The organism is Streptomyces sp. NBC_01429, from assembly GCF_036231945.1.
GTDB lineage: Bacteria > Actinomycetota > Actinomycetes > Streptomycetales > Streptomycetaceae > Streptomyces.
The window spans coordinates 3,074,564-3,098,767 of sequence record NZ_CP109599.1 but is presented as its reverse complement, the minus strand read 5'-3'; the positions used below and the strand labels follow the sequence as shown (position 1 = coordinate 3,098,767).

The following is a 24,204-nucleotide window of genomic DNA, read 5'->3' as shown; positions in this document are numbered from 1 at the left end:
CCGACGCGGGAATTCCGGGACCCGCTTCAGCCGGGACCCCCGGGACCCGTCTCAGCCGGGCACGTTGTCGAACGGGGCGGTCAACCGGCGCAACAGCGCGGCCAGTTCGCCCCGCTGGGCGCGGCTCAGCTCGGCGAGGATCGCGCGCTCCTGGGCCAGCAGCCCGGCGAGCGCCTGATCCGCGCGGTCCTGCCCCTCGACGGTGAGCCGGACCAGCACCCCGCGCCGGTCGCTGGGGTCGGGCAACCGCTCGACCAGGCTCTTCTTGGCCAGCCGGTCGATACGGTTCGTCATCGTGCCCGAGGTGACCAGGGTCTGGGTCAGCAGCTGTCCGGGCGAGAGCTGGTACGGCGCGCCCGCGCGCCGCAGCGAGGTCAGTACGTCGAACTCCCACGGCTCCAGGCCGTGCTCCGCGAACGCGATCCGGCGCGCCCGGTCGAGGTGGCGGGCCAGCCTGCTCACGCGGCTGAGCACCTCAAGTGGTTCCACGTCGAGGTCGGGGCGCTCGCGGCGCCATGCTGCGACCAGTCGGTCGACCTCATCCTCCATGACGATCAGTGTAGAGGGTCCCTCGACATGAAGTCTCTTGACGTCAAGATATGACCGGGTGCAGGGTGGGAATCGCCGGGCCCACCATCCGGCCGCGCCGACCAGCGAGGGACTCCGCCATGCCCGAAACGCCGTCCGAGCCCGAAGAGCCGTCCGCGCCTCCCGCACCCGCCACGCCCCCCGGCGCGCTCGCCGCCACCTGGGACCCGGGCCAGTACCTCCGGCACTCCGGCCATCGGAGCCGCCCGTTCCTGGACCTGCTGGCCCGCGTCCCCGAACCGCCCGGCCCGGACGGCGCGCCCCGGATCGCCGACCTCGGCTGCGGGCCCGGCAACGTCACCGCGCTCCTCGCCGACCGCTGGCCGGCCGCCCGGATCACCGGCTTCGACAACTCGCCCGAGATGCTCGACCGTGCCCGGAAGGAGTACGAGGGCCCCACGCCGGGCGGCGCCACGCTGGACTTCCGGGCGGCCGACGCCACGGACTGGACGCCCGACGAGCCGTACGGCCTGATCGTCTCCAACGCCGCCCTCCAGTGGGTACCGGGCCACCCCGGCTCCTTCCCGCGCTGGATCGACGCCCTCGCCCCCGGCGGCACCTTCGCCTTCCAGGTCCCCGGCAACTTCAGCGCCATCAGCCACACCCTCCTCGCCGACCTCTGCGACAACCCGCGCTGGCGCGACCGACTGGCCCACATCCGCCGCGTCGGCGGCGTCCTGGAGCCCGCGGAGTACTTCACGCGCCTGGCGGACCTCGGCTGCGCGGTGGACGCCTGGGAGACCACGTACCTCCAGATCCTCCCCGGCGAGGACCCCGTACTGGACTGGGTCAAGGGCACCGCCCTGCGCCCCGTCCTGACCGCGCTCGCCGACGACCCGGCCGCGACGGCGGAGTTCACCGCCCGCTACCGGGACCTGCTGCGCACCGCCTACCCCCGCGGCCCGCACGGCACGGTCTTCCCGTTCCGCCGGATCTTCGCGGTGGCCCGCAGACCCGCCGCCTGACGAGGCGGCCCTCGGCGTCACCCGTTCGGCTGATCGAACCTCTCTCAACCTGCCCGGCGAGCCGGGCGGGCACCTGTCGGCGCGGGTCGCGCCGCTGGACGCCACCTACGGATCCATGGCCGCTGGCCCGGACCCTACGGGCTGACGGGCCATGTCGAGCGCGCCCGGAGGCAGCGGCATGGCGGGGGGGGGGCTACCCCGTCGTCGCGAGGTGCGCGGCGAACTCGGCGCAGGGGACCGCGTGATGGCGGACGGCGTCACGGATCTGCGTGTAGCGCAGCACCGTGACCGGCTCACTGATCAGCTCGACGTCAGCCAAGTCGTCGTCAACGAAGTTGAGCAGGGCGACCTGGCGCGAGTCGAAGATCCAGAAATCCTCGGCGGGCAGCCGCAGCCGCTCGGCGTGGACGCGCCACAGGCTGTGGATTTCCTCGCCGACTGCACTGTTCCGTTTGGCGTTGTCGAGCAGCTGGAGCTGCCCGGTGGAGTGCGGGTCGTCGACGGTACGGACCCGCCCGAACCGCTTTCCGAGCGCGACCTGCTCGCGCACCATGAGGCAGTACGGCGCATCGAGGTCCCATGCCACCGCGCCCTCCTGAAGGAACTGCGCTTATGTGTCGGTGTGTTCGTCGGCTGCGTACCGGCTGCGGGACTCAAGCCTCCATGCCACGTGCTCGAAAGTCTCGAAGAGCCGCCCGAACTCGTCCAGGTCGATCATTTCGGGCACGTGGTCGATCCCCTTCTCTCTGGTCACGTCATGGCGCGTCGAGCATCCGGCCCGCCCGCGTGATGATGCGGTGCGCGTCGGCGCCGTACACCGCCGCTTCGTTCAGCATGTCCCACACCCGGAGATACGTGGCGACACCGGCGCGGTCCTCCACCCACAGCTCCGCGTGCCAGTCCTCGACGATGACGAGCCGGTCGTCGAAGATCCAGAAACCGTTGGCCGGCGGGATCCTCAACGGGGCGCTGAAGGGGATGATCCCCAGCTCCACGGTGTCCATGCCGATCACACCCGCCAGCCTGTTCAACTGCGCGGCAAGCACGGAGGGCGGGCAGACCAGCGAGTGAAGTGCTGCCTCCCACATGATGATGCGGTACTTGTTGCCCGCCTCGTACAGACCGGCCTGCCGCTTCATGCGGGCCCGGACCGCGTCCTCCGTATCGCGCGGAGACTGATGCAGGTCGGTGTAGCGGCTGAAGATGTGCCGTGCGTAGTCGGCCGTCTGGAGCGACCCCACGATCATCGATTCCTGCCAGGCACGGAAGGTTCTCGTCCGGTCGAACTCGGTGTTAATTGTCTCCTGTACGGCCTTGTGTCCGGAGGCAAGCTGGCGGCGCCATGAGCGCATATGGGATTCGAGCCCGGCAAGCCGCGAGGTCAGTTCCCCGCCCGCGTCGGGCCGCTCCACAGCCGCTGCCCATCGCTGGAGATCTTCCGCCGTGGCGGTCTGGCGGCCGTTCTCCAGCTTGCTGACCTTGGACTGTGTCCAGCCGAGTAGTTCCGCGAGCTGCGCACCGGTGAGCGACCTCGCTTTGCGCAGCTCTCGCAGCCTCATGCCAAGAGCCACGCGCGCTTGCTGGTAATCGCTCACCGGTTCACGGTACCTACTCCGGGGCCGGAAGACCTGCCTCGGTCTCCTGGTACGGGACGGCGTAGTGCCAGGCGGCGTCACGGGCTTGGGTGTAGCGCAGGACGGCGGAGGGCTCGGTGATCAGCTCGACATCAAGTAGCTGGTCGTCATCGTCGAAGCGGAGCAGAGCGACCAGCCGTGAATCGAAGAGCCAGAAGTCCTCCTCGGGCAGGCGCAGCCTCTCGGCCTCGGCGCGCGGCAGCGTGTGGATGATTTCGCCGACCGCGCTGTTGCGGCGCGCGTTGTTCAGGAGGTACCGCTGTCCCGTTGTCGGCGGGCTGTCCAGGATCCGTACCCGCTCGAAGCGCTTGCCGAGGGCGACTTGCTTGCGTCGTTCGGTGCACCATTCGGCGTCGACGCCGTCCCACTGGACGGGCTCGCCTCGCGTGAACTGCGCGTAGGTCTCGGCGGTTTCGTCCGACCCGTACCGGCGGCGGGACTCCAGCCGCCACGCGGTGTGCTTGAAGACGGTGAAGAGTCGGCCGAATTCGTCGAGGTCGATGATGTGGGGCGCACGATCCTTCGGTCCGAAGTCCACGAGAACCTCCCTCGGCACGACGATGGCGACTTCTCCCTCGGAGAGATGCTGTAACTGGGCGAGGTCGTCGGGCTCGGTCAACGGCCGCCCGTGAACAATGGCCTCCCCCGTGTCCAAGTCCTCGTGTACGGCGGGGCATCCGTCAGAGCCCGATCCGGTCCCGTTGAAACGCAGCCGTCGCGCCATGGCCTGTGTCCTCTCTCTTGCGGACTGTGATCACGCCAGCATGAGCGGGCGGTTGGTCCAGTGCCAGCGAATCCACTGCCGCGCATGAGAATGATGAGGAATATTTGAAACCAAGTTGCGAATAATCGAGAATATTCGCAGTAGTCCTGGTGGCTCTGCCCCTAACGTCCCGTTCATGGCCACTACGCGTGACGTCACGTCAGGAAGCCTCAGCGCCACGGACAACGACACTCCCGTGCCGTCCATCACCACCTGGGCGTTCGACGTCGGACGCGGCGCCGTCGGCGAGGTCATCGGGTACGTAGTGGCCCGCGTTCGGCTCAGGTAACCGCGCGGCGGGGGCGAGTGGGAGGCCGCCCCCGGGTGTCCCCGGCCGGCCACCCCCGCCGAGGAACCGCGGACGCCGCCCACAGGCCGTCGCCCGTGCCGAGCCGACGAACACGGCGGCTCAGGACTGTCAGCCCACCGATATGAGCAACATCGCTACGAGCAGGAGGACGTGCCATGAACATCCAGGCCATTGAGACCAAGGCGGCCATCCCGGCCACCGACGTGGTCGACCTCGATCTAAACGTCAGGATCGTCACCGCCGGTCCCGTGGCGGCGGCGCTGCTGAGCAGCACCGACGACGGTTGCGATACCCAGAAGAACGGCGACTGCTGACCTCAGAGCCGGGGGTGCCTGTGACGGGAACTCCTGCCGCAGGCACCCCCTCAGTACTGCGTCGCACCACGAGGGACCGGCCGTTCGGGAGGTGTGAGGTGAAGGCAGAGACACGGATGCCGTACTACCGGCTGACCGGGACGGCGATGCTGCGAGCGAGCGTGCGCCCGGGCGACGTGCCGCTGCCGCCCTGGCCCGGTGCGGATGCCGAGCGGTGGAGCGGGTGGCTCGCCACCGTATGGGCCAACCGCCAGGTGGTCGAGGCCGTCTGGATCGCAAGTCCGGTGCTCGTCGAGCAGGTCGACGCGGTACTCGCCGGGCAGCCGGCTGGTACCAGGCAGCTGCGGCGCATGGCGCTGACGCTGGCCCGCTACCTGGTGCGGATGAGGAGCCGTGCCACTCCGTTCGGGATCTTCGCAGGTGTGAGCACGGCGCGCTTCGGGCCGCGCACGTCGGTGCGGTGGACTGACTGCGACCACGTGAGGCCCCGGGCGGATGCGGTCTGGCTCGCCGAACTGGTCGCCCGTCTCGAAGGCTGCGCGGAGCTTCAGCCGCGGCTGCCGGTCGCGATGAACGACTTGGCCGTCGCACGCGGTGAGCGACTGGTCGTGTCCTGGGCTCCCCATGCCAGTGCGGACCGCCCGCAGGGCGAGGTGTCGGTGCGGCTCATCCCGGTCGTGCAGACGATCCGGGAAGCAGCCAGGTCACCCATCCGAGCCGGTGACCTCGTCGACAAGCTCGCCGCCGAATACCCCGGCGCACCGGCGGATGCGCTGGCGACGATGGTGGGCGAACTGATGGCGCGGGGCGTGCTGATCAGCAGCCTGCGTCCCCCTTCGACCGCCACCGACGCGCTCGCCCACCTCCTGGACCGGCTGGACGCGGTGGACGCGGTCGACGTGCCGGAGGTGGCCTCGCTGGTGGGTGAGCTGCGGGCGATCCACCACCAGTTAAAGGTCGCCGACCGCCACGACCTGGGGGATCAAGGGCAGAGTCGGCGCGAGATCGCCACGCGGATGCGTGCGCTCTCCAGCGCCGTCGCCCAGCCGCTCACCGCTGATCTGCGGATCGGCGTCACCACGGTGCTGCCGGAGGCGGTGGCGAGCGAAGCCGCAGCCGCAGCCGAAGCACTCATCCGGCTGAGCCCGGCCCCCCTGGGTAACGCGTCATGGCGTGAGTACCACGGCCGGTTCCTGGGCCAGTACGGGCCCGGCACGCCGATTCCGGTCGACCAGCTTGTCGACCCCACCATCGGGCTCGGCTTCCCGCGCCGCTTCGCCCCGGCCGGCTCCGGAGCCCGCGAGCTCTCGCTCCGGGACGAGGCCCTGCTCGGCCTGGCCCAGCAGGCCGCGCTGGACGGCGACATTGAGGTCGTCCTCGATGCGAAGCGCCTGGATGGGCTGACCGCCGAGGCTCAGATCCGGCCGGTGTCGCCGGTGGACCTGTGGGCCGACGTCCGCGCCACTACGACGGCCACGCTCGATGAAGGTGACTTCACCCTGGGTGTGTGCGGGTTCGGCCGGCTCGCCGCCAACACCGGCCGGTTCCTCGACCTGCTCGACGAGCCCGACCGGCAGCGGGTGAACGCCCTGTATACCGAGCTGCCGACCGGCGTACACGGGGCCATCGCAGCCCAGTTGTCGTTCCCGCCCCAGCAGGTGCGGCAGGAGAACGTCCAGCGAGTCCCGCCCATTCTGCCGGACGTGATCACTATGGCCGAGCACGGCGAACCAGCGGCCGGCCGCATCCCGGTGCGAGACCTCGCGGTCACCGCCGACCAGAACCGCCTGTACGTGATCTCGCTGTCGAGGCGGCGGGTGGTCGAGCCGATGCTGCCGCACACCGGTGCCCGGCACACGATGCCGCCCCTGGCGCGTCTGCTTTTCGAGATCCCCCGCTCCGCCTACCCCCAGGTCACGTCCTTCGACTGGGGCGCCGCCTCCCACCTGCCCTTCCTGCCCCGCCTGCGCTACGGCCGCAGCATCCTCGCCCCCGCTCAGTGGCGTCTTGATCCGGCCGCCCTTCCTGGCCTCAAGTCGCCCACGGGCGAGTGGAGTACGGCCCTGGACGCGATCCGCGAGCGGCGGAGCTTGCCCACCAGCATCGCGGTGGGCTCCGGTGACCAGCAGCTGCGGTTGAACCTGAACGAGGCAATGGACCGGGACCTGCTCCGCGCGCACTTGGACGTGTCCGCCGGGCCGGTCACCGTGTCCGAGGCGCCCACCGCCGCTGATCACGGATGGTTCGGCGGAAGGGCTCACGAGATCGTCGTCCCGCTCGCCGCGACTGCCCCGCCCGCCCAAGCGCCCGCGTTCCTGACCGGCTCGGCAGCGCTGCCACTGGCCGAGCGCGAGCCGGGGAAGGAGGTCGTTTACGTCAAGTTGTATGGGCACCCGGAGGTCTTCGACACGCTCGTCACCGAGGACGTGCCGGTGCTGGTGGCCCGCTGGGCGACGCCGCCGCAGTGGTGGTTCGTCCGCTATCGCCACCCCGAACCGCACCTCCGTATCCGACTGCATGATCCGGACAGCGCACGCGCCGTCGGCCGGGTGGCGTCCTGGGCTGATGGCCTGCGTCAGCGCGGCCTTATCGGCGAGATCGCCTTCGTCCCGTACCGCCCGGAGACCGGGCGGTACGGGAGCGGGGCGGCCATGACGGCGGCCGAGGACCTGTTCGCCGCCGACTCTGCCGCCGTGGCGGCCCAGTTAGCCGGGCTGTCCACCAGCGGCGGCCTGTATCCGCAGGCGCTGACCGCCGCGAGCCTCGTCAATCTGGCCGCCGCGATGACCGGCAGCGTGAGCGCGGGGATGCGCTGGCTCACCGACCATCCGGAACTCACCACGAACACCCCCATGCGGGACCGCGAGATTCGTCGGCAGACGCTGCGGATCGCCGACGGCCAAGCCCTGCACCAGGTCCCTGGAGGCGACGCGATCATCGCCGCCTGGGCGACCCGCACTCGGGCCGCCGCCCGGTACGCCGCCCGTCTCACTCCCGCGACCACCTGCGTGACGCCGGGCTCGGTCCTCACCTCGTTGCTGCACATGCACCACATCCGCATGCTCGGCATCGACGCCGAGAGTGAAGCGATGACGCACAAGCTCGCCCGCGCTGTCGCCCTGGCGTGGACTGCGCGCCACAGTACCGATGGAGGGGATGCCGAATGAGCGTGCTCAATGCCGGGCAGCGGGCCGCTGCTGCGGCCATGGCCGACGAACTCGCCGCCGCCCTGACCGCGCCTCCGCTCTTGAACTTCGGCGACGATTACAGCCCGAGCAGCCCCCGCTGGCGCGACCAGTCGTTGTCCAAGGGGGCCGCGGGCGTCGCTGTCCTCCATGGCCTGCGCGCCCAGAGCGGCTTGGCCGACGTGGAGCCGGTGCACGCGTGGCTGGCCCGTGCCACCCGCGATGACCTCACCGCCGGGCCGGGCGCCGGGCTGTGGTTCGGTGCCCCCGCCCTCGCCTTCACTCTCCACAACGCTGCCCCCAGCTCATATCCGAGCGCCATGGCCAGCCTCGATGCCGGTGTCACCCAGCTCGTCCAGACCCGACTTCAGACCGCCCACGCCCGCATCGACGCCGAACAGCGCCCCTCGCAGTACGAGTTCGACCTCACGCGAGGTCTTGTCGGACTCGGCGCCTACCTGCTGAACCGGGACCCCGGCAGGGATCTCGTCCGTCGCGTGTTGGCCTACTTGGTGCGGCTGACCGAGCCGGTTGACGCCGCCGACGAGGCGGGGGCGAGTGCGCCAGGCTGGTGGACCCACGACAGCTCCGCCTTCGATCGCGACCCGGCGTTCGCCGCCGGAGAGGCCAACTTCGGTATGGCGCACGGCTGCTCGGGCCCACTCGCGTTCCTGGCTGTGGCGACGCGAGCGGGAGTGGTCGTCGAGGGACAGTCCACTGCCATCGAACGTATCTGCCGTTGGTTGGAGGGCTGGAGGCAGGAGGATCCGGCAGGACCGTGGTGGCCCGAGCGGATCACCGTGGAGGAGCTCCGCACCGGCCGGCCGCATCAGGGCGGTCCCCTGCGTCCGTCCTGGTGCTACGGCACCCCCGGCCTGGCCCGCGCCCAGCAGCTGGCCGCGCTCGCGCTGGGCGACCGGGTACGGCAGCATGCGGCCGAGGCCGCCCTCGCCCGGTGTCTGGCCGACCCCGTCCAGCTCGCCCGCGTCACCGACCCGGCCCTCTGCCACGGCTGGGCCGGGCTGCTGGCGACCGCCTGGTACGCCGCTGACGACGCGGTCACCTCCGCGATCGCCGACCACCTGCCGCACCTGCTCGGCACGCTCCTCACGCACGCCCGCGACGCCCCGCCCGAAGCCCTGCCCGGCCTGATCGAAGGCCGTGCCGGCATCGCCCTGACCCTGCACACCCTCGCGACCGGAACGGCCGGCGGCTGGCCCGCCTGCCTCCTCCTCAACTGAACGCCGCCACAAGCTGATTGGACTTCCGAGTTGAGCGATCCAGCCACCCCCTGGTGGCAGGTCAACCTGTGGTGCGACACCTGGCAGGCCGCCGAACAGATGGCCGCCCTTCACCTGGGCCCGCTACTGACCGGAGCCGAAGAAGCGAGAGACATCTCCGCCTGGTGGTTCATCCGAAAGCGCGAATCATGGCGGCTGCGCGTCCTGCCCGCCGAAGACCGAGACGCCTCAGCTTTCCTCGCGCAGATGACCAAGACACTCACCGACCGCGCCGCGATCCGCCGCGCCGACGGTGTCATCTACGAGCCCGAGACCCGCCGTTTCGGCGGGGCGGAAGCGATGCGAATCGCCCACGACCTCTTCCACGCCGACAGCAGCCACATCCTTGCCCACCTCGCCCGGACGTACGAGGGAGACGATCACCGCCGTGAGCTCGGTGTACGGCTGGCGACCCGCATGATGACCGCGGCCGGCCAGGACTTTTACGAGCAGGGCGATATCTGGGCCCAGTTCGCCGAACATCGCGGCGACGACGGAGAGGCCGAGCCGTCCCCGGGAACGCTCGCTGCGGTGCAGTTGCTCGTCACCGCCGAAAGCGACAACCAGGACAGCCCTCTCACCCTGGAGCCGGACTGGCCGACCGCCTTCGAAGGCGCCGGACGCGCCCTCGCCGCCCTGGCCCACCACGGACGTCTCACCCGCGGTCTGCGAGCCGTCCTCACCGACCACCTGCTGTTCGCCTTCAACCGGCTCGGCATCTCCGCCCAACACCAGAACGTCCTCGCGACCGCCGCCAGCCGCGTGATCTTCCACCGCGAACCGATACCCGAAGCCACCTCGCGAAGCACCCGAACCGCCCCAGCCCACCTCACTACAGTCAGGCCAGTGACCATGCACCTCACCGACTCCCCGGCCACCGACGTGCACGCGCTCCGCGAGGCCCTCATCGCCAAAATCGACAGTCTCGGAAACTTCCACACCCCCCAGGTCAAGGCCGCTTTCAGGGCCGTTCCCCGGCACATCTTCCTGCCCGGCGTAGACCTGACGACCGCATACGCGCCCAAGCCCGTGGTGACCAAACGAGCCGAGGACGACACTGCCATCTCCTCGGCCTCCAGCCCCAGCCTCGTGGCCACCATGCTCGAGCAGCTCGACGTCCAGCCGAGCCACCGCGTACTGGAGATCGGCGCGGCCACCGGCATCAACGCCGCCCTCCTGTCAGAGCTGGTCGGCCCGACGGGCTCGGTCGTGACCGTCGAACTCGACGAAGACCTCGCGGACGGCGCCCGCAGCGGTCTCGCCGCCGCCGGATACGACCGGGTCGAGGTGATCTGCGGCGACGGCGCGCTCGGCGACCCCAGCGGCAAGACGTTCGACAGGATCATCGTCACCGCCGGCGCCTGGGACATCTCCGCCGCATGGTGGCAGCAACTCGCAGTCGGCGGACGCGTCGTCGTGCCGCTTCGTCTCCACGGCAGCGGCCTGACCCGCTCCCTCGCCTTCGACCGCACCGACGAGCACCGCATGGTCAGCGCTAACGCCAAGGTCTGCGGGTTCGTCCCGATGCGGGGCGCCTCCGAGAAGGGTGAGCGCCACGTCCGCCTCGCCGACGAGATCGTCCTCAAGGTCGACGCTGACGACCAGCCCGACGAGCCTGCCCTCGCCCAGGCCCTTAACCACCCCGCCCACACGCTGTGGACCGGGATCGAAGTGCGCCACGACGAACCCGCCGCCCACCTCGATCTGTGGCTCGCCACCATCACCGGCGACCTCCACCTCGGACGGCTCTCCGTCAGCGCCTCCGCCCGCACCGTCGGCCTGGCCGACCCCGCCCTACGGTGGGCCGGAGCGGGCCTGTACGACGGCGGCACTCTCGTCTACCTCGCTGCCCGGCCAGCCGGCGAAGACGCCAACGCACTCGGACTCATCGCGCACGGCCCGGACAGCGGCAAACTCATCGGCCAGGTCAACGACCTCCTGCGCCGCTGGAGCCAGGAGAGGCCCGCACAACCCGTTGTCACCGCCTACCCCGCCACCACGCCCGACGACCGTCTTGCCCCTGGTGTCCGCGTCACCCGCCCCGAAACCCGCCTGACCATCAGCTGGTGATCGATACGGACGTTCCGCTTAGTCGCCACCAGTCTGAGCGGAACGTCCGTATGTAGCGGCCCTTCAACAGGTCCCATCCCGCTGAGCACGTCGGTGGGGCTGCACGGCGCGTCAGAGCCGGCCCAGCGCGTCCAGGGTGATGTCGATGTCGACGGTGAAGGGGACGCCGGTCTTCAACTGGTCGTGGAAGATGCCGATCGGCAGGTAGGACGTGGACACCGGCTCCAGTTCGTACGTGTAGACGACGGCGTGCTTGTCGCTGCCGGCCACTTCCACCAGCCAGAAGTACGGAATCCCGGCCGCCGCGTACTTCAAGGGCTTGGCCGTGCGGTCGCGGGACTCGGAGAATGAGTGACCGCGTCCCCGTGTCTTGACCGGGAGACCCGGCAGGCCGGCACACGCACTCCGGCCCCGGTGGATGTTGGAGGACATCCACCGAGGCTGGAGAGGTAACCCTATCGTCCTATTCCGTGGCAATCGCATTCAGGACGTTCATCCGGCCCGCCCGGAACGCCGGGACCAGGGCCGCGAAGAGGCCGACGAAGGCGGAGGCGACGAAGACCGTGAGGATCGTCGGCCAGGGGATCTCCAGGATGCCGAGGCCCTCCAGCGCCAGCAGCTTCTGGGCCGCCGTGCCCCAGCCCATGCCCAGGCCGAGGCCGAGCAGCGCGCCGAAGAGGGCGATGACCACCGACTCCAGGCGGATCATGCGCCGCAGTTGGCGGCGGGAGAGGCCGATGGCGCGCAGGAGGCCGATCTCGCGGGTGCGTTCGACGACCGAGAGCGCCAGGGTGTTCACGACGCCCAGCACCGCGACGATGATCGCCAGCGCCAGCAGGCCGTAGACGATGTTGAGGAGCTGGCCGACCTGGTCGCGCAGTTGCTGCTTGTAGTCGGCCTGGTTCCGTACCTGGTACTGCGGGTACGGGGCGAGCGCGTCCTTCAGGGCCGCGTACGCCTGCTTCTCCTGCCCGTCCACCGCCGTGGCGAACATGATCATGTTCTCGGGCACCTTGTCGGCGGGCAGATACCGCTCGGCGGTCGTGACGTTGGTGTACATCGCGCCCTTGTCGATCACGATGTCGTCCGAGGTGATCGCCGCGACCTTCAGCTTCGCGGTCTCCCCGCCCTTGAACGCGACGGTCATCTCGTCGCCGACCTCGACGCCGTGGCTCTCGGCGTACGCGTCGCCGACCGACATCGCGTCCTTCCCGTACGCGGCGGACAGGTCGCCCGCGACGGTCTCGCGGCGCAGATCCCGGGCGTACGTGGGGTCCGCGGCGGCGAGGCCGACGCTCTCGGTCCTGCCGTCGGGGGCGGTCAGCCGGACCTCGACCCACTTGTACCGGGTGACATGGTCGAGGTCGGGCGACTTCTCCAGCGCGGCCCCGGCCTGCGGGACGATCGGGCTGCCGTTGTCCGACTGGACGATGAAGTCCGCGCCGACCGACCGGTCCAGCTCCTGGGTGGCCGAGGCCAGCATCGAGGAGCCGACCACCGACAGGCAGGCGACCAGCGCGAGGCCGATCATCAGGGCAGCGCCGGTGGCTCCCGTGCGGCGCGGGTTGCGCAGTGCGTTGCGCTCGGCCATCCGGCCGACCGGGCCGAACATCCGCAGGACGACGACGCTGAGCGCCCGTACGACCCCGCCGGCCAGCAGCGGGCCGATCACGACGAAGCCGAGGAGTGTGAGGACGACACCGAGGCCGAGGTAGAGCGCGCCCTCGCCCGCCTTGTCGGCCCGCGCCGCGCCCAGCAGGGCCGCGGTCCCCAGCCCGGTCAGCAGAAGCCCGGCGGTGGCCCTGATCCAGCCGGACCTGCCGTCGGCCGGCGTGCCCGCGTCGCGCAGCGCGGCCATCGGCGAGACCTTCCCGGCCCGCCTGGCGGGAACGTACGCGGCGAGGACGGTGACCACGACGCCGAGCACGATCCCGATCGCCGGGGTCGTCCACCTGACCGTCAGGTCGTCCACGGACAGCTCCATGCCGATCGCCGACATGACCTTCATCAGACCGACCGCGATCCCCACCCCGGCGGCGACGCCCGCCACCGAGCCGAAGATCCCGAGGAGCACCGCCTCCACCAGCACCGAGCGGTTGACCTGGCGCCTGCTGGAGCCGAGGGCCCGCATCAGGCCGATCTCGCGGGTGCGCTGGGCGACCAGCATCGAGAAGGTGTTGACGATCAGGAAGATGCCGACGAGGAAGGCGATCCCGGCGAAGCCGAGCATCGCGTACTTCAGCACGTCGAGGAACGAACCGACGCTCGCGCGGTTCGCGTCCGCCGCCTCCTTCTGCGTCTGGACCTTGTACGAGCCGGCCCCGAGCGCCGCCTCGACGTCCTTCTTCAGCCGGGTGTTGTCGACGCCGGGCTCGGCCGTGACATTGATGTGGGTGAACCGGCCGGTCGTGCCGAGCAGGGTGCGCTGCGCGGTGTCCCTGTCGAAGAAGAGGATGGTCGCACCGGGGTTGGTGACGGTGAACGCGGCGATGCCGGAGATCTTCGTCGTGATGTCGCCGGTGGCCGCGATGGTCCGCAGTTCGTCACCGAGCTTCAGACCGTGCTTCTTCGCCGCGTCGGCGTCGATCATCACCTCGGTGGGGCCGCGCGGCGCGTGCCCGGAGGTGATCTCCATCGAACGCAGGTCGTTGTGCGTCCAGTTGCTCGCGATCGTGGGGGCGCCGCTGGTGCTGCCCACGTTCTTGTCGTCCGTGGTGACGACGGTGACGCCCTGACTGTTGACCACCCCCTCGACGGACTCCACGCCGGTCGCCTTCTCGACCGTCCCGATCGCCGAGGCGGGCAGCGACACCGGCTTCCCGGTCTGCTCCGCCGTCCCGTCCGCGTCCGCGCCCGCCTCCTTCGGGGTGACGGTGACATCGGCGGACGTCGCGGCGAAGAGCTTGTCGAACGTCGTGTTCATCGTGTCCGTGAACACCAGCGTCCCGCTCACGAACGCCACCGACAGCAGGACAGCGACGGCGGAGAGCGCCATCCGCCCCTTGTGCGCCAAGAAGTTGCGCAGAGAGGTCTTGAAGACGGTCACGAGGTCCGCCCCCGCGCGTCGAAGTCCTTCATCCGGTCCAGTACGGCGTCGGCCGTCGGCCGGAGCATCTCGTCCACGATCCGCCCGTCGGCGAGATACAGCACCCGGTCCGCGTACGAGGCGGCCACCGGGTCGTGCGTGACCATCACGATGGTCTGCCCCAGCTCGTCCACCGACCTGCGCAGAAAGCCCAGCACCTCGGCGCCGGAGCGCGAGTCCAGGTTCCCGGTCGGCTCGTCACCGAAGATGATCTCGGGCCGGGCGGCGAGCGCCCGCGCGACCGCGACGCGCTGCTGCTGACCGCCCGACAGCTCGGTCGGCCGGTGCCGCAGCCGGTCGGCGAGGCCCACCGTGTCCACGACCTGCTGGAGCCACGCGGCGTCCGGCCGCCGGCCCGCGATGTCCATGGGGAGCGTGATGTTCTCCATGGCGTTGAGCGTCGGCAGCAGATTGAACGCCTGGAAGATGAAGCCGATCCGGTCCCGGCGCAGCCGCGTGAGGTGCTTGTCCTTGAGCTTCGTTATCTCGGTCTCGTCGAGATGGATCTCGCCCGCGGTCACGGTGTCCAGCCCGGCCAGGCAGTGCATCAGCGTCGACTTGCCCGAGCCGGACGGCCCCATGATCGCGGTGAACCGCCCGCGGTCGATGTCCACATCGACATGGTCGAGCGCCACGACCCGGGTCTCCCCGGCGCCGTACGCCTTCACCACCTGGCGCGCTCGCGCCGCGACGGCCGTACGCCCTCCAGTACCCCCGTGCCTGGGAATGGTCACAGCCGTTGTCACGGTATGTCTCCTATATCGCTTGACGCACCGCCCTGTTCGCCCGGTGCGCTCCGAGTCTGCTGGCCGAGGGGCACCCGGCACGATGGTGCCCGGCGCACTCTTCTCCTGGGGTTTTCCCCACCCCCGGGAGGCGGGGGAGCCCCGCCCCCGTCCGACGGCGAGGCCCTGCCGGGCCTCGCCGTACCCCCGTAAGACCAAGGTAAAGACGGGGTGGTGGCCTTCTCCTCCTTCGGCGGAACGACCGGCCCCTGGGCGGAAGTAAGGACTCCCCCTTAGGGGGAATCCACCCCAGGGCCGACCCCGGACCACCGGCACGGCGACGTACCCCGGCGCGGAGAAGGGCGGAGACAGCACGAAGGGCCCCTAGGGAGGAGACATCCTCCCCAGAGGCCCACCGACTGCCCAGAGGTCCACCGAACGGAGCGGCGCTTCGCGAGCGCTGTCGCGTGAGCGCTATCCCTCGGCCGGCGCCCGGCCCGTGAGCGCCGCCAGGCTGCTGCGCACATGCGCCATGTGCGCCCGCATCTCCTCGCGCGCCTCCTCCTGCTCCCGCACGACCCGCTCCGTGTCCCGCATGACCCGCTCCGCGCGCACCCGCGCCTGCGCCATCAGCTCCGCCGCCGTGTCCTGCGCGTCCTCCTGGCGGTGCCGCGCCCGCTCACCCGCCTCGGAGAACAGCCGCTGCGCCTCCACCAGCCGCACCTGGGCGTACGCGCTCAGCTCGTCGTGCTCGACCGTCATCGCCGCCCCGCGCTCGGCGAACTCCCGCTCGGTCTGCGCCAGTCGCTCGCCCTGCTTGTGCTCCATGTCGTCGATCACCCGCTGGGTCCGCCTGCGCACCTCCTTCAGCGCGTCCAGCGCCTCCGAACGCCGCGCCTTCACCTCGCGACGGGCCTCGATCCGCTCCTCGTCGGCCGTCTCCCGCGCCGCCCCCAGCACCTGCTCGGCGTACGCCTCGGCCTCCGCCCGAACCGCGTCGCCCTGCTCCCTGGCCAGCTCACGCAGCTGCCGCGCCGAAGCCTGCGCCGCGTCGACGACCGCCTGCGCCTCCTCGCGCACCTCGGTCCGCAGCGACTCGTCCTCCGCCGTCGCCAGCGCCAGGATCTGCTGGGCCCGCCCGCCGAGCGACTCGTACGTCTGCGGCTCCAGCGCCGCGACCTGCTCCGCGAGCCGGGCCGACTCGGCCTCCATCTCCTTCGCCAGGACGGTCAGCCGCGCCACCCGTTCCCAGGCGTCGTCGCGATCCCGCGACAGCGCCGTGAACTCCTCTTCCACCTGCTCGGGGCGGTAACCGCGGCCCCGTACGGACACGAAGCCATGAGCCGACAACGGTGCAGCACCCATCCTGAAGCCCCTCTCCGACACCCAATCCGACACACCCAACGCTATCCGCCGTAATACTCAGGGATCGAAGCGAAGCGGTCATAACGCGACACTCCGCTTAGCCGTCCGACCAAAACCGCAGCAACCCACTTGGACCGACCACACCAGCAACACCGGATACGACCGGGGCGCCCACCCGCGATCAGCGGCGGCGCCCCGGTCCTGCCTCGGTACTGCGACTCAACGAACGGTCACCGTGATCCGTTCTAGGAAATGAACAACGAAACGATCAACGAACGCTCACAGCAGTCCGTCCCACATCTGCTCCAGCAACACCGACCACCAGTTCTCCGGCGACGACAGCGCCGCCGGATCCAGCGCCGCCAACTGCGCCTGGAAGTCAACCGTCCAACGGCCCGCCTGCTCCGGATTCAGCCCGTACCGCAGCCGCCACATCCGGCCCAGCAACGCCAGCGAACGCGTGAACTCCGACAACCCCGTATTCACGAACTGCGGTGCCGCCGACTGGCCGTCAGGACCCGCCTCGACCGGTACGGCCATGATGTGCGCCGTACCGTACTGCACGCACAGCGCACGGCCGAAGTCGCTGCCCATCACCAGATACGACCCCGCGTCCGCCGCGGCCCGCACCTGCCGCTGCGCCGCCAGCTCCGCCAGCGTCGGCACCACCGGCTGCGGCGGCTGCGCCCAGAAGAACGGCCCGAAGTCGGCCGGCAGCCCCGCCCACACCAGCGTGCGCGCCACGATCTCCGGGACGCCCTGCCGGGACACCGCGCGCTGGTCGAACCGGCAGATGCCCTGCGGCCCGAAGGCCCCCAACAGCTCCTGCGCGATCCCCTCGGGCGGAATCGGCGGCGCGGGCGGCATCGGCGGCAGCGGCGCCCGCACCGGCGCGGGCCGCGCCGGGCCATCCGCGACCTGGTGCAACTCGCCCTGGTGCGTGAGCAGATGCTGCATGCCCTGCTGCCTGCTCGCGTGATCCTGACCGTACGGCGCGACACTCGTGATCCGTACCTGCGGCCAGGTCTCCCGGATCATGCGGGCGCAGTAACCGCCCGGCAGCTCGCAGGACTCCAGCTCGGTGTGGAGTTCGAGCACCTGCTGCGGCGGCACGTTCATCGCGCGCAGCTCGTGCAGGATCTGCCACTCGGGGTGCGGAGTACCGGGCGCGGAACGCCGGATCAGCTGCGCCTCGGAGCCGTCGGGCGCGCGGTAGCGCAGGACGGCCTGATAGCCGGGACCGACCGTCGGCATCCCGGAGGGCTGCGGCGGATAACCGTACGCGGGCGGCCGCGGCGGCCCACCCGGAACGGGACCGGAGCCCGGACCGGGGCCACCCGGTGGCATGCCGGGCGGACCGGGCGGACCGGGAGGCTGCGGTGCCACGGGCATACCGCCCTGCCCCGGCCCCGCGAGCATGGTCGCGGCGTGGTGCACACCGCCGGGAGGCGTACCGGGGGCCTGGGGGGCGCCGGGCGGACCAGGAGGTCCGGGGGGCTGCTGCGAGGCGCCCGGCGGCATGCCGGGAGCACCGGGAGCACCAGGGGTACCGGGCGGCCCGGGCGGACGCGGCGGCTGCGCGCCGCCGGGGCCGCCCTGGCTCGGGTCGGCGAACATGGTCGCGGCGTGGTGCACCCCGCCCGGAGGCGTACCGGGAGTACCGGGCGGACCGGGGGGCTGCGGGGCGCCGGGCGTACCGGGCGGGCCGGGAGGCAGCGGCGCGTTGGAACCGATGCTCGGCGCCATCTGGGTCGGCACGTAGCCGCCCGCCGGGGTGCCGGGCGCACCGGGACCGGACGACGGCGGACCCGGCGGCGTGGCGCCCGCCGGGCGCACGCCCGGCGTGCCGGGGGCGCCGGGCGGCGGCGGAGTCGTGGAACCGCCCCCGCGCCCACCGCGCGGCGGCACGGCGGCCTTGCTGGTCGCCGCGTCGGCTATGTCACCGTCGCCCGGCGCGGCGTCGCCCGCCTTCGCGCTCGCGGCGGAGTCCGGGGCGGCCGCGGAGCCCTCCGGGCCCTCCTGACCGCCGGCCTTCTTCGGGTCCAGCGCGGGCGCGACCGTCGTACGCGGCAGCTGGCTGCCCCCTGACATCAGCGCGGTCGGCGCCTCGGTGGCCACCGCGGGCGGCGGTACGTCATCGTCGTCCGCGCCCGAGAGGGGCGGCGCGAAGACCGTCGCTGGCAACGGCACGGAACCGCCCTCCGGCAGCGCGGACGAACCGCTGGTGTCGATCCCCGCCCACGGCGTCGACCCGGTCGGCGCCCCCGGGGTCGCGGCGGGCACCCCGTCGTTGGCCGTGGGCTCGTACGCCCCCGGCCACGCGGAGCTGCCCTGCGAGGCGTTACCGCCGAGGGAGTCGCCCGTATCCGTATCCGTATCCGTACCCGTACTTGCACCCGTACCCGAGGCCGCAGGTGCCTCGGGAGCGGAAGCCGCCCCGGACTCCCCGGACGCTCCAGCAGCCTCGGCCGCCGAGGCCGCCTTCGGTGCCGAAGCCGAAGCCGAAGCCGAAGCCGAAGCCGAAGCCGCGGCCGCCCGCCCGTCCGGGATCCCGATCCTGTCCGCCGCGTCCTGAAGCCACTCCGGCGGCGTCAGCAGGAACGACGTCTGATTCAGATCCACCCGCCGCGGCGGCTCCGGCGCGGGCGGCACCTCCTCGGGCACCCCGTACTCCTCCTCGTACCGCCGGATCACCTCACCCACCGGCAGCCCCGGCCACAGCGTGGCCTCACCGCTGTCCCTGGCGATCACCAGCCGCTGCCTGCCGCCGTCCGACGTCGGACCGTTCTCACGGTCCTCCGCCCACACCACGAAACCCAGCTCGAACTCCCGCACCCGCACCTCGCGGTGCTGATAACCGGGCAGATCGCCGTTGATCCAGTCTTCCGCGCGCTCCTGCGCCTGCGCGAAGGTCACCACCGCGCTCACCCCTCCACCGGGACGGCACGCGCGAAGCCGCCGTCCACCATCAGGTTCGCCACGGTCTCCAGCTCCGGCGGACTGCCCGCCAGCCGCAGCAGAAACGCGTCGAAGTCGTCGCCGCACGGCAGCAACAGCCGCTCCACCCGCTCCTGCACGCTCAGACCGTCCTGGTCACGGGCGTCGTCGTACGGGCAGAACCAGACAGAACCGGACCGCTCGCCCTTCACCTTCACCGCGAGAATCCCGCCCTGCACAAAAGCGACAGCCAGATAGTCCTTGGTCAGATGGTCCCGCAAGCACTTGTTCACATAGACCAGATCATTGACCGCGGCCTCGTCGCGCACCGTGAAGAACGGCTGATCCACCAGCAGCCCCAGCTCCGCGTCGAGCGCCGCGCCCACCGGCGCGCAGCCACCCGCCGCCTTGAGGAACGAGCGATAGGCCCCCGGCAGCCGATAGCCGAGATCCTCCTCCACGCCCAGCACCTGCTGCTCCCCGACAGGCCCCGACCCCTTCGGCAGCCCGAAGTGCACCGGCCTGGTCTCCTGGAGCGGGCGCGTGCCGCGCTTGGCGTGATCCACCGGCGCCGTCGCCAGACCGCCGTGATGTCTCAGCAGCGCCTTCACCTCGACCGGCACCAGCACCATCCGGCGCGAACCCGGCAGATGGTGCCAGGTCCAGCCGTGCGGCGTGGCCACGGCGGGGATCGTCCCCCACAGATCGTGGCCAGCGGCGTGCAGCGCCGCGTTCGCCGACACATAGTCCGTGAGCCGCAGCTCGTCCACGCCGAACCCCACCGGGGGCTCGGCGATCTCGGCGGCCGCGCGGGCGTACGGCGCGAAGTCCGGACGGCCGTCCCCGTCCACCCGTACACCTCTCGGGTGCCGGGAGGCCCGGACCGGGTCCGGGAAGTGCACGACCTGCCCGGCGTAGGCCGCGTTCGGTGGCGCGGCTTGCTGCCCGAGCCGACCTGTCGTCATGGCGGTTGCCCCCTGCTGCTTACGGCTGGTTCACCACAGCCCTGGTTCGGCACAGCCTATGCGGTGGGGCAAGGGGGACCAGGACGCTCCTCCCCTCCCCGGCACCCTCCCACGAACCCCGCCAACGGCCGTGACCATCAGCCACATTCGGAGCGTGACGGGCCCGACACAGCCCGGTCGTCGCCGTCCGCCACCACCCGCGAGGCCCGACCGAGTGAGATCGGGCACTTCGCCCCGGTCCACCCGCGTCGACCCGCGTCCACCCGGTGACCACCAGTCACACGCACGTGACCCAGTGCCGACGCCACGCCGAGAACCACCCGTAAACCGGCCGTTCCGCGCCCCAGCTTTCCCACTGTGCGTCACATTTGGCAGGCTGTCACAGCAACATGGGGGGCGTGACATCAGCGGCTACCGGCCGCGGGCACGGGGAGGGACAGCACCATGCACACCGCACCAACCGACGCATCCGGCGACCCACGCCTCAGCTGGAGCAGCACCGAGCCGCACCGCCCACCATCGCTCCGGCAGCGCAGGGACGGCATCCTGCCCGCCGTCGCGGCAGCGCTCTCCGTCCGCGGCGAGACACTGACCTGCACCGCGGGCAAGGCCGACCAGCCACCCACCCTGCACCCCCTCGTACAGGACTTCCTCGCCACGCTCACCAGCGGACAGCGGGAACGATTCACCGGGCGCTGCCCCGAAGCGATCCTGCTCTCCCGCCACCTCACCGCCGCCGAGGCCGCACGCTCCAAACGCGCCAGACGAAAACCCCTGACCCACAGCGAGGCCAGACGCTCCCTCAAACACGCGAAACTCACCGCCCGCCGCATCCGCGAGGCCGGCGACCCCCTGCACGGCAGCTACGCCCCGCCCTGCCGTTCCTGTACGGCGCTGCTCGCCCACTTCGGCGTACGGCCCGTCGACCTGACCGAGAACGGCTGAACATGCCCGACCTCAACACCACCCGGTTCCCCGTCCCCGTGGACGCCGCGCTGCGCGACGCGGGCTGGCGGCCGGGGCGCTGGGACATAAAGCAGGCCGAGGAGTGGGCCGACACCCTGCGCTCGCACACCACCCCGGCCGGCCACCGGCTGAACGTCTTCCCCGCCGCCGTCGAGGCATGGGCCGAGTTCGGCGGCCTGCGCATCACCGCGCCGGGCCCCGGCCGGCAGATAGCCCCCGCCGCCCTGCGGATCGACCCGACGGCGGGCATCCACCTCGCCCGTACGCTCGCGGACCTCGGCAGGTCGCTGGAGACGGAGATCAGCCCGCTGGGCGAGGAGGGCGAGGGGCAGGCGGTGCTGGCGATCGACAGCACCGGCCGGGTCTTCAGCATCGACCACACCGGCGACTGGTACCTGGGACCGGACATGGACCGGGCGCTGGGGACGCTGCTGACCGGTCTCGAACCCACGCGGCTGACACAGGGCTGAGGGCCCCGGAGGCGGGACAGGGCCGGGAACAAGGGACGGAAAAAGAGGGGGAGGAGGACCGGCGGCGCGGGTCAGGCGGCGCCCCGGTCCGGCAGCACCGCCGACACCCGGAAACCCCCCGCGTCCGTCTCGCCCGAGACGAACACCCCGCCCAGAGCCGTCACCCGCTCCCGCATCCCCACCAGACCGTTCCCGCCGCTCGGCAGCCCCGCGTCGTGCGCGCCGCTGTCCGAAGGACCGTTCTCCACCTGCATGGCGACCTCCGCGTCCCGGTGCGCGAGCCGGACCATCACCTTCGCGCCCGCCGCGTGCTTCAGGACATTGGTCAGCGCCTCCTGCACCACCCGGTAGGCGGTCTGCTCCACCTCCGGCGGATACGGACGCGACTCGCCCTGCACCGAAAGCTCCACGACCATCCCGGCGTCCAGGGACTCACCGACCAGAGCCTCGATGTCCGCCATCCCGGGACCGTCCTCGGCGGCCGCCGCGGCCGCAGCGGCCGCCGCCAGCCCCACGGCCGCCAGCGGCACGGCCTCGGGCGCCGTGGCCGACGTGAGGTTCCCCGCCCGCCGCGCCGCCACCTGCTCGCCCGACCGCAGCACCCCGAGCATCTCGCGCAGCTCAGTGAGCGCCTGCCGGCCCATGTCACCCACGAGCGCGGCGTTCTTCACCGCCTTCGCGGGATCCTTCAGCGCCACCGCCTGAAGGGCCGCCGCGTGCACCACCATCAGACTCACCCGGTGCGCCACCACGTCGTGCATCTCGCGCGCGATCCGCGTGCGCTCCTCGGTACGCGCCCACTCCGCCCGCTGCTCGGCCCGGTCGGCGAGCAGCGACAGCTCCTGCTCCAGACTGTCCGCGCGCTCCCGCAGGCTCTCCATCAGCCGCCGCCTGGCCCCCACGTACAGCCCCAGCAGTACGGGCGGGGCGGTCATCCCGACGGACATCAGGACCGCGACGAGCGGGACGTACCAGCTGTGCGTGTCGATCCCCGTGTCCGTCACGTTCTGCCGCGTCCGTACGAACGTCACGATCAACATGCCGACCAGCGACATCCCGGCGAGCGACCCTATGATCCGGCGCGGCGCCTCCGAGGCGGCGAGCGTGTAGAGCCCGACCAGCGCCATCAGATAGCCCATCTCGGCGGGCGTGACGGCGATGGACACCAGCACCACGGCGAACGGCCACCGCCGCCGCACCACCAGCACCGAACCCGCCAGCAGCCCGAAAATCACCCCGAGCGGCACGGGCAGCGACGCGTTCTGCGCGAAGTAGACCCCCTGCAACCCGCACTCCAGGGCCGACAACAACGCCAGCCCCACATCCAGCACGACACTCCGCCGCCGCTCCCACCACCCATAGCCACGGGCGGTCATGCCCGAACCGTCCTGGTGTGCCCCCGTCGTGGTCATGTCGTCCAGCGTACGGGCGCGCGCACCACGTTTTCCGGCGACCTGGACGACCTGCCCCCACCGACCGCCCGCGCCGGAGCCATCACGGACCGGGCCCGGACACGCCAGGAACGCACCGCGAACCCTCGAACTGGTGAATCGTCCTTGCATTCGAACCGGAAGCGAATATTCCGTACGACGATCCTCTGCATGACACGACTTCACAGTAAATACCCGGACTTCGAGGGCTTACGGGAACAGGCGGTCGCGCTGCGACAGGAGGGCTTGAGCCGCCGCCAGATCCGCGACCGGCTGCACGTCCACAACAACGACATCCTGAACCGCCTCCTGGAGGGCGTCCCGGTCCCGGAGTGGACGAAACGCCCGAGAGCCAAGGGCGACCTCCGCGAGAAGGCGCGCGAGCTGCGGCTGAAGGGGCTCACGTACGACCAGATCCAGCTGGAGCTGGGCTGCTCGAAGAGTTCGATCTCACTCTGGGTGCGGGACCTGCCGAAGCCGGACCGGCGGGAGGCGAAGGAGCAGGCGAAGCTGGCGGCGCGCATGCGCTGGGACCACGAGCTGGCGGTGCGGGACGAGAAGCGCCGGGCGACGAAGGCCGCCGCGACACGTGAGATCGGAGCGATGTCCAAGAGGGAGCTGTTCATGGCCGGAGTAACCCTGTACTGGGCCGAAGGCACCAAGGACAAGCCGTACGACCGCCGCGAGTCCCTCCTTTTCATCAACAGTGATCCCGACGTGATCAAGCTCTATCTCTGCTGGCTGGAACTGCTGGAGGTCCCGCGCGACCGGATGCGCTTCCGGGTCAGCATCCACGAGTCGGCGGAGGTGCCCGCTGCCGAGCGGTTCTGGGCCGGCCTGGCGGGCGTCGATCCGGCGGTCTTCCAGAAGGCGACACTCAAGAAGCACAACCCGAAGACCACACGGAAGAACATCACCGACACGTACAAAGGGTGTCTGATTGTCTACGTGGCCAAGAGTGCCGATCTTTACCGTCGCGTGGAGGGCGCCTGGTACGGCATAGTGTTAGGTGCTCATTCGGCGACCTGACCCAATGTCCGGTTTGGTCGTTTATTATCCCCCGTGGTGTAATTGGCAGCACTGTGGCTTTTGGTGCCATCTGTCTAGGTTCGAGTCCTGGCGGGGGAACTGGTCGCACCAGACTTCGGGCCC

The 24,204-nt window shown here is 71.0% G+C and carries 20 protein-coding genes, 1 tRNA gene and 1 pseudogene; 10 read left to right on the top strand and 12 right to left on the bottom strand.

What is annotated here, in order from left to right; translation table 11 throughout:
• Positions 1-51 precede the first annotated feature (51 nt).
• Positions 52-549, bottom strand: coding sequence for a MarR family winged helix-turn-helix transcriptional regulator (locus OG627_RS13120; RefSeq protein WP_329064650.1), 498 nt, complete (start codon positions 547-549; stop codon positions 52-54).
• Positions 550-668: 119 nt separating this feature from the next.
• Here OG627_RS13120 and OG627_RS13115 point away from each other — a divergent pair, with 119 nt between their 5' ends.
• On the top strand, positions 669-1,553 hold the full coding sequence (locus tag OG627_RS13115; RefSeq protein ID WP_329064648.1) for a trans-aconitate 2-methyltransferase: 885 nt from the start codon (positions 669-671) through the stop codon (positions 1,551-1,553).
• Between the two features lie 193 nt (positions 1,554-1,746).
• Here the strand turns inward: OG627_RS13115 and OG627_RS13110 are convergent, their stop codons facing one another.
• The 4 genes from OG627_RS13110 to OG627_RS13100 are packed head-to-tail and all read right to left on the bottom strand — an operon-like array spanning position 1,747 to position 3,911.
• Positions 1,747-2,139 (bottom strand): DUF6879 family protein, encoded by a 393-nt coding sequence (locus OG627_RS13110; RefSeq protein ID WP_443073467.1) that lies wholly within the window; start codon positions 2,137-2,139, stop codon positions 1,747-1,749.
• Positions 2,140-2,163: 24 nt separating this feature from the next.
• On the bottom strand, positions 2,164-2,307 hold the full coding sequence (locus tag OG627_RS35480; RefSeq protein ID WP_443073466.1) for a hypothetical protein: 144 nt from the start codon (positions 2,305-2,307) through the stop codon (positions 2,164-2,166).
• Between the two features lies 1 nt (position 2,308).
• The gene (locus tag OG627_RS13105; protein ID WP_329064646.1) at positions 2,309-3,148 is read right to left on the bottom strand and encodes a helix-turn-helix domain-containing protein; all 840 of its coding nucleotides are present in this window, start codon (positions 3,146-3,148) and stop codon (positions 2,309-2,311) included.
• Between the two features lie 13 nt (positions 3,149-3,161).
• Positions 3,162-3,911, bottom strand: a complete 750-nt coding sequence (locus OG627_RS13100) for a DUF6879 family protein (protein WP_329064643.1) — start codon at positions 3,909-3,911, stop codon at positions 3,162-3,164.
• 175 nt (positions 3,912-4,086) lie between these two features.
• Here OG627_RS13100 and OG627_RS13095 point away from each other — a divergent pair, with 175 nt between their 5' ends.
• From OG627_RS13095 to fxlM, 5 genes are all read left to right on the top strand, one after another.
• Positions 4,087-4,239 carry a hypothetical protein gene (locus OG627_RS13095; RefSeq protein ID WP_329064641.1) on the top strand — a complete coding sequence of 51 codons (153 nt, stop codon included), beginning with the start codon at positions 4,087-4,089 and terminating at the stop codon, positions 4,237-4,239.
• Between the two features lie 176 nt (positions 4,240-4,415).
• Positions 4,416-4,574 carry an FxLD family lanthipeptide gene (gene fxlA, locus OG627_RS13090; RefSeq protein ID WP_329064639.1) on the top strand — a complete coding sequence of 53 codons (159 nt, stop codon included), beginning with the start codon at positions 4,416-4,418 and terminating at the stop codon, positions 4,572-4,574.
• Positions 4,575-4,672: 98 nt separating this feature from the next.
• Entirely contained in the window at positions 4,673-7,741 is a 3,069-nt protein-coding gene (locus OG627_RS13085) for a lantibiotic dehydratase (protein ID WP_329064637.1), read from the top strand.
• Positions 7,738-9,000: a lanthionine synthetase C family protein gene (locus OG627_RS13080; RefSeq protein ID WP_329064635.1), complete on the top strand. Its 1,263-nt coding sequence runs from the start codon at positions 7,738-7,740 to the stop codon at positions 8,998-9,000. Before OG627_RS13085 ends, OG627_RS13080 begins: the two co-directional genes overlap by 4 nt.
• 30 nt (positions 9,001-9,030) lie before the next feature.
• Entirely contained in the window at positions 9,031-11,109 is a 2,079-nt protein-coding gene (gene fxlM, locus OG627_RS13075; RefSeq protein ID WP_329064633.1) for a methyltransferase, FxLD system, read from the top strand.
• Positions 11,110-11,220: 111 nt separating this feature from the next.
• On the opposite strand, the pseudogene OG627_RS13070 reads toward fxlM, so the two are convergent.
• The 6 genes and pseudogenes from OG627_RS13070 to OG627_RS13045 form a co-directional block, all read right to left on the bottom strand.
• Positions 11,221-11,454 (bottom strand): annotated as a pseudogene (locus tag OG627_RS13070) (Uma2 family endonuclease); the annotation flags it as partial.
• 118 nt (positions 11,455-11,572) lie between these two features.
• Positions 11,573-14,155 carry an ABC transporter permease gene (locus tag OG627_RS13065; RefSeq protein ID WP_329064631.1) on the bottom strand — a complete coding sequence of 861 codons (2,583 nt, stop codon included), beginning with the start codon at positions 14,153-14,155 and terminating at the stop codon, positions 11,573-11,575.
• Complete coding sequence (locus OG627_RS13060) at positions 14,152-14,940, bottom strand: ABC transporter ATP-binding protein (protein WP_329064630.1); 789 nt, start codon at positions 14,938-14,940, stop codon at positions 14,152-14,154. The genes OG627_RS13065 and OG627_RS13060 overlap by 4 nt, the downstream gene beginning before the upstream one ends.
• A gap of 453 nt (positions 14,941-15,393) precedes the next feature.
• Positions 15,394-16,284 carry a cellulose-binding protein gene (locus tag OG627_RS13055; RefSeq protein ID WP_329064628.1) on the bottom strand — a complete coding sequence of 297 codons (891 nt, stop codon included), beginning with the start codon at positions 16,282-16,284 and terminating at the stop codon, positions 15,394-15,396.
• 279 nt (positions 16,285-16,563) lie between these two features.
• The gene (locus tag OG627_RS13050; protein ID WP_443073620.1) at positions 16,564-19,203 is read right to left on the bottom strand and encodes an SUKH-4 family immunity protein; all 2,640 of its coding nucleotides are present in this window, start codon (positions 19,201-19,203) and stop codon (positions 16,564-16,566) included.
• A gap of 5 nt (positions 19,204-19,208) precedes the next feature.
• Positions 19,209-20,186 carry an SMI1/KNR4 family protein gene (locus OG627_RS13045; protein ID WP_329064623.1) on the bottom strand — a complete coding sequence of 326 codons (978 nt, stop codon included), beginning with the start codon at positions 20,184-20,186 and terminating at the stop codon, positions 19,209-19,211.
• 444 nt (positions 20,187-20,630) lie between these two features.
• On the opposite strand from OG627_RS13045, the gene OG627_RS13040 reads away from it, so the two are divergent.
• A complete protein-coding gene (locus tag OG627_RS13040; protein ID WP_329064621.1) occupies positions 20,631-21,131 on the top strand; it encodes a YwqJ-related putative deaminase in 501 nt (166 codons plus the stop codon).
• 2 nt (positions 21,132-21,133) lie between these two features.
• The gene (locus tag OG627_RS13035) at positions 21,134-21,622 is read left to right on the top strand and encodes an SUKH-3 domain-containing protein (RefSeq protein WP_329064619.1); all 489 of its coding nucleotides are present in this window, start codon (positions 21,134-21,136) and stop codon (positions 21,620-21,622) included.
• A 71-nt stretch (positions 21,623-21,693) separates the two neighbouring features.
• Here OG627_RS13035 and OG627_RS13030 read toward each other — a convergent pair whose 3' ends face one another.
• Positions 21,694-23,034: a sensor histidine kinase gene (locus tag OG627_RS13030; protein ID WP_329064617.1), complete on the bottom strand. Its 1,341-nt coding sequence runs from the start codon at positions 23,032-23,034 to the stop codon at positions 21,694-21,696.
• 189 nt (positions 23,035-23,223) lie between these two features.
• Between OG627_RS13030 and OG627_RS13025 the strand changes: the two genes are divergently transcribed.
• Complete coding sequence (locus tag OG627_RS13025; protein ID WP_329064615.1) at positions 23,224-24,081, top strand: hypothetical protein; 858 nt, start codon at positions 23,224-23,226, stop codon at positions 24,079-24,081.
• Positions 24,082-24,108: 27 nt separating this feature from the next.
• Positions 24,109-24,180 (top strand) — tRNA-Gln (locus tag OG627_RS13020).
• The last annotated feature ends 24 nt before the right edge of the window (positions 24,181-24,204 follow it).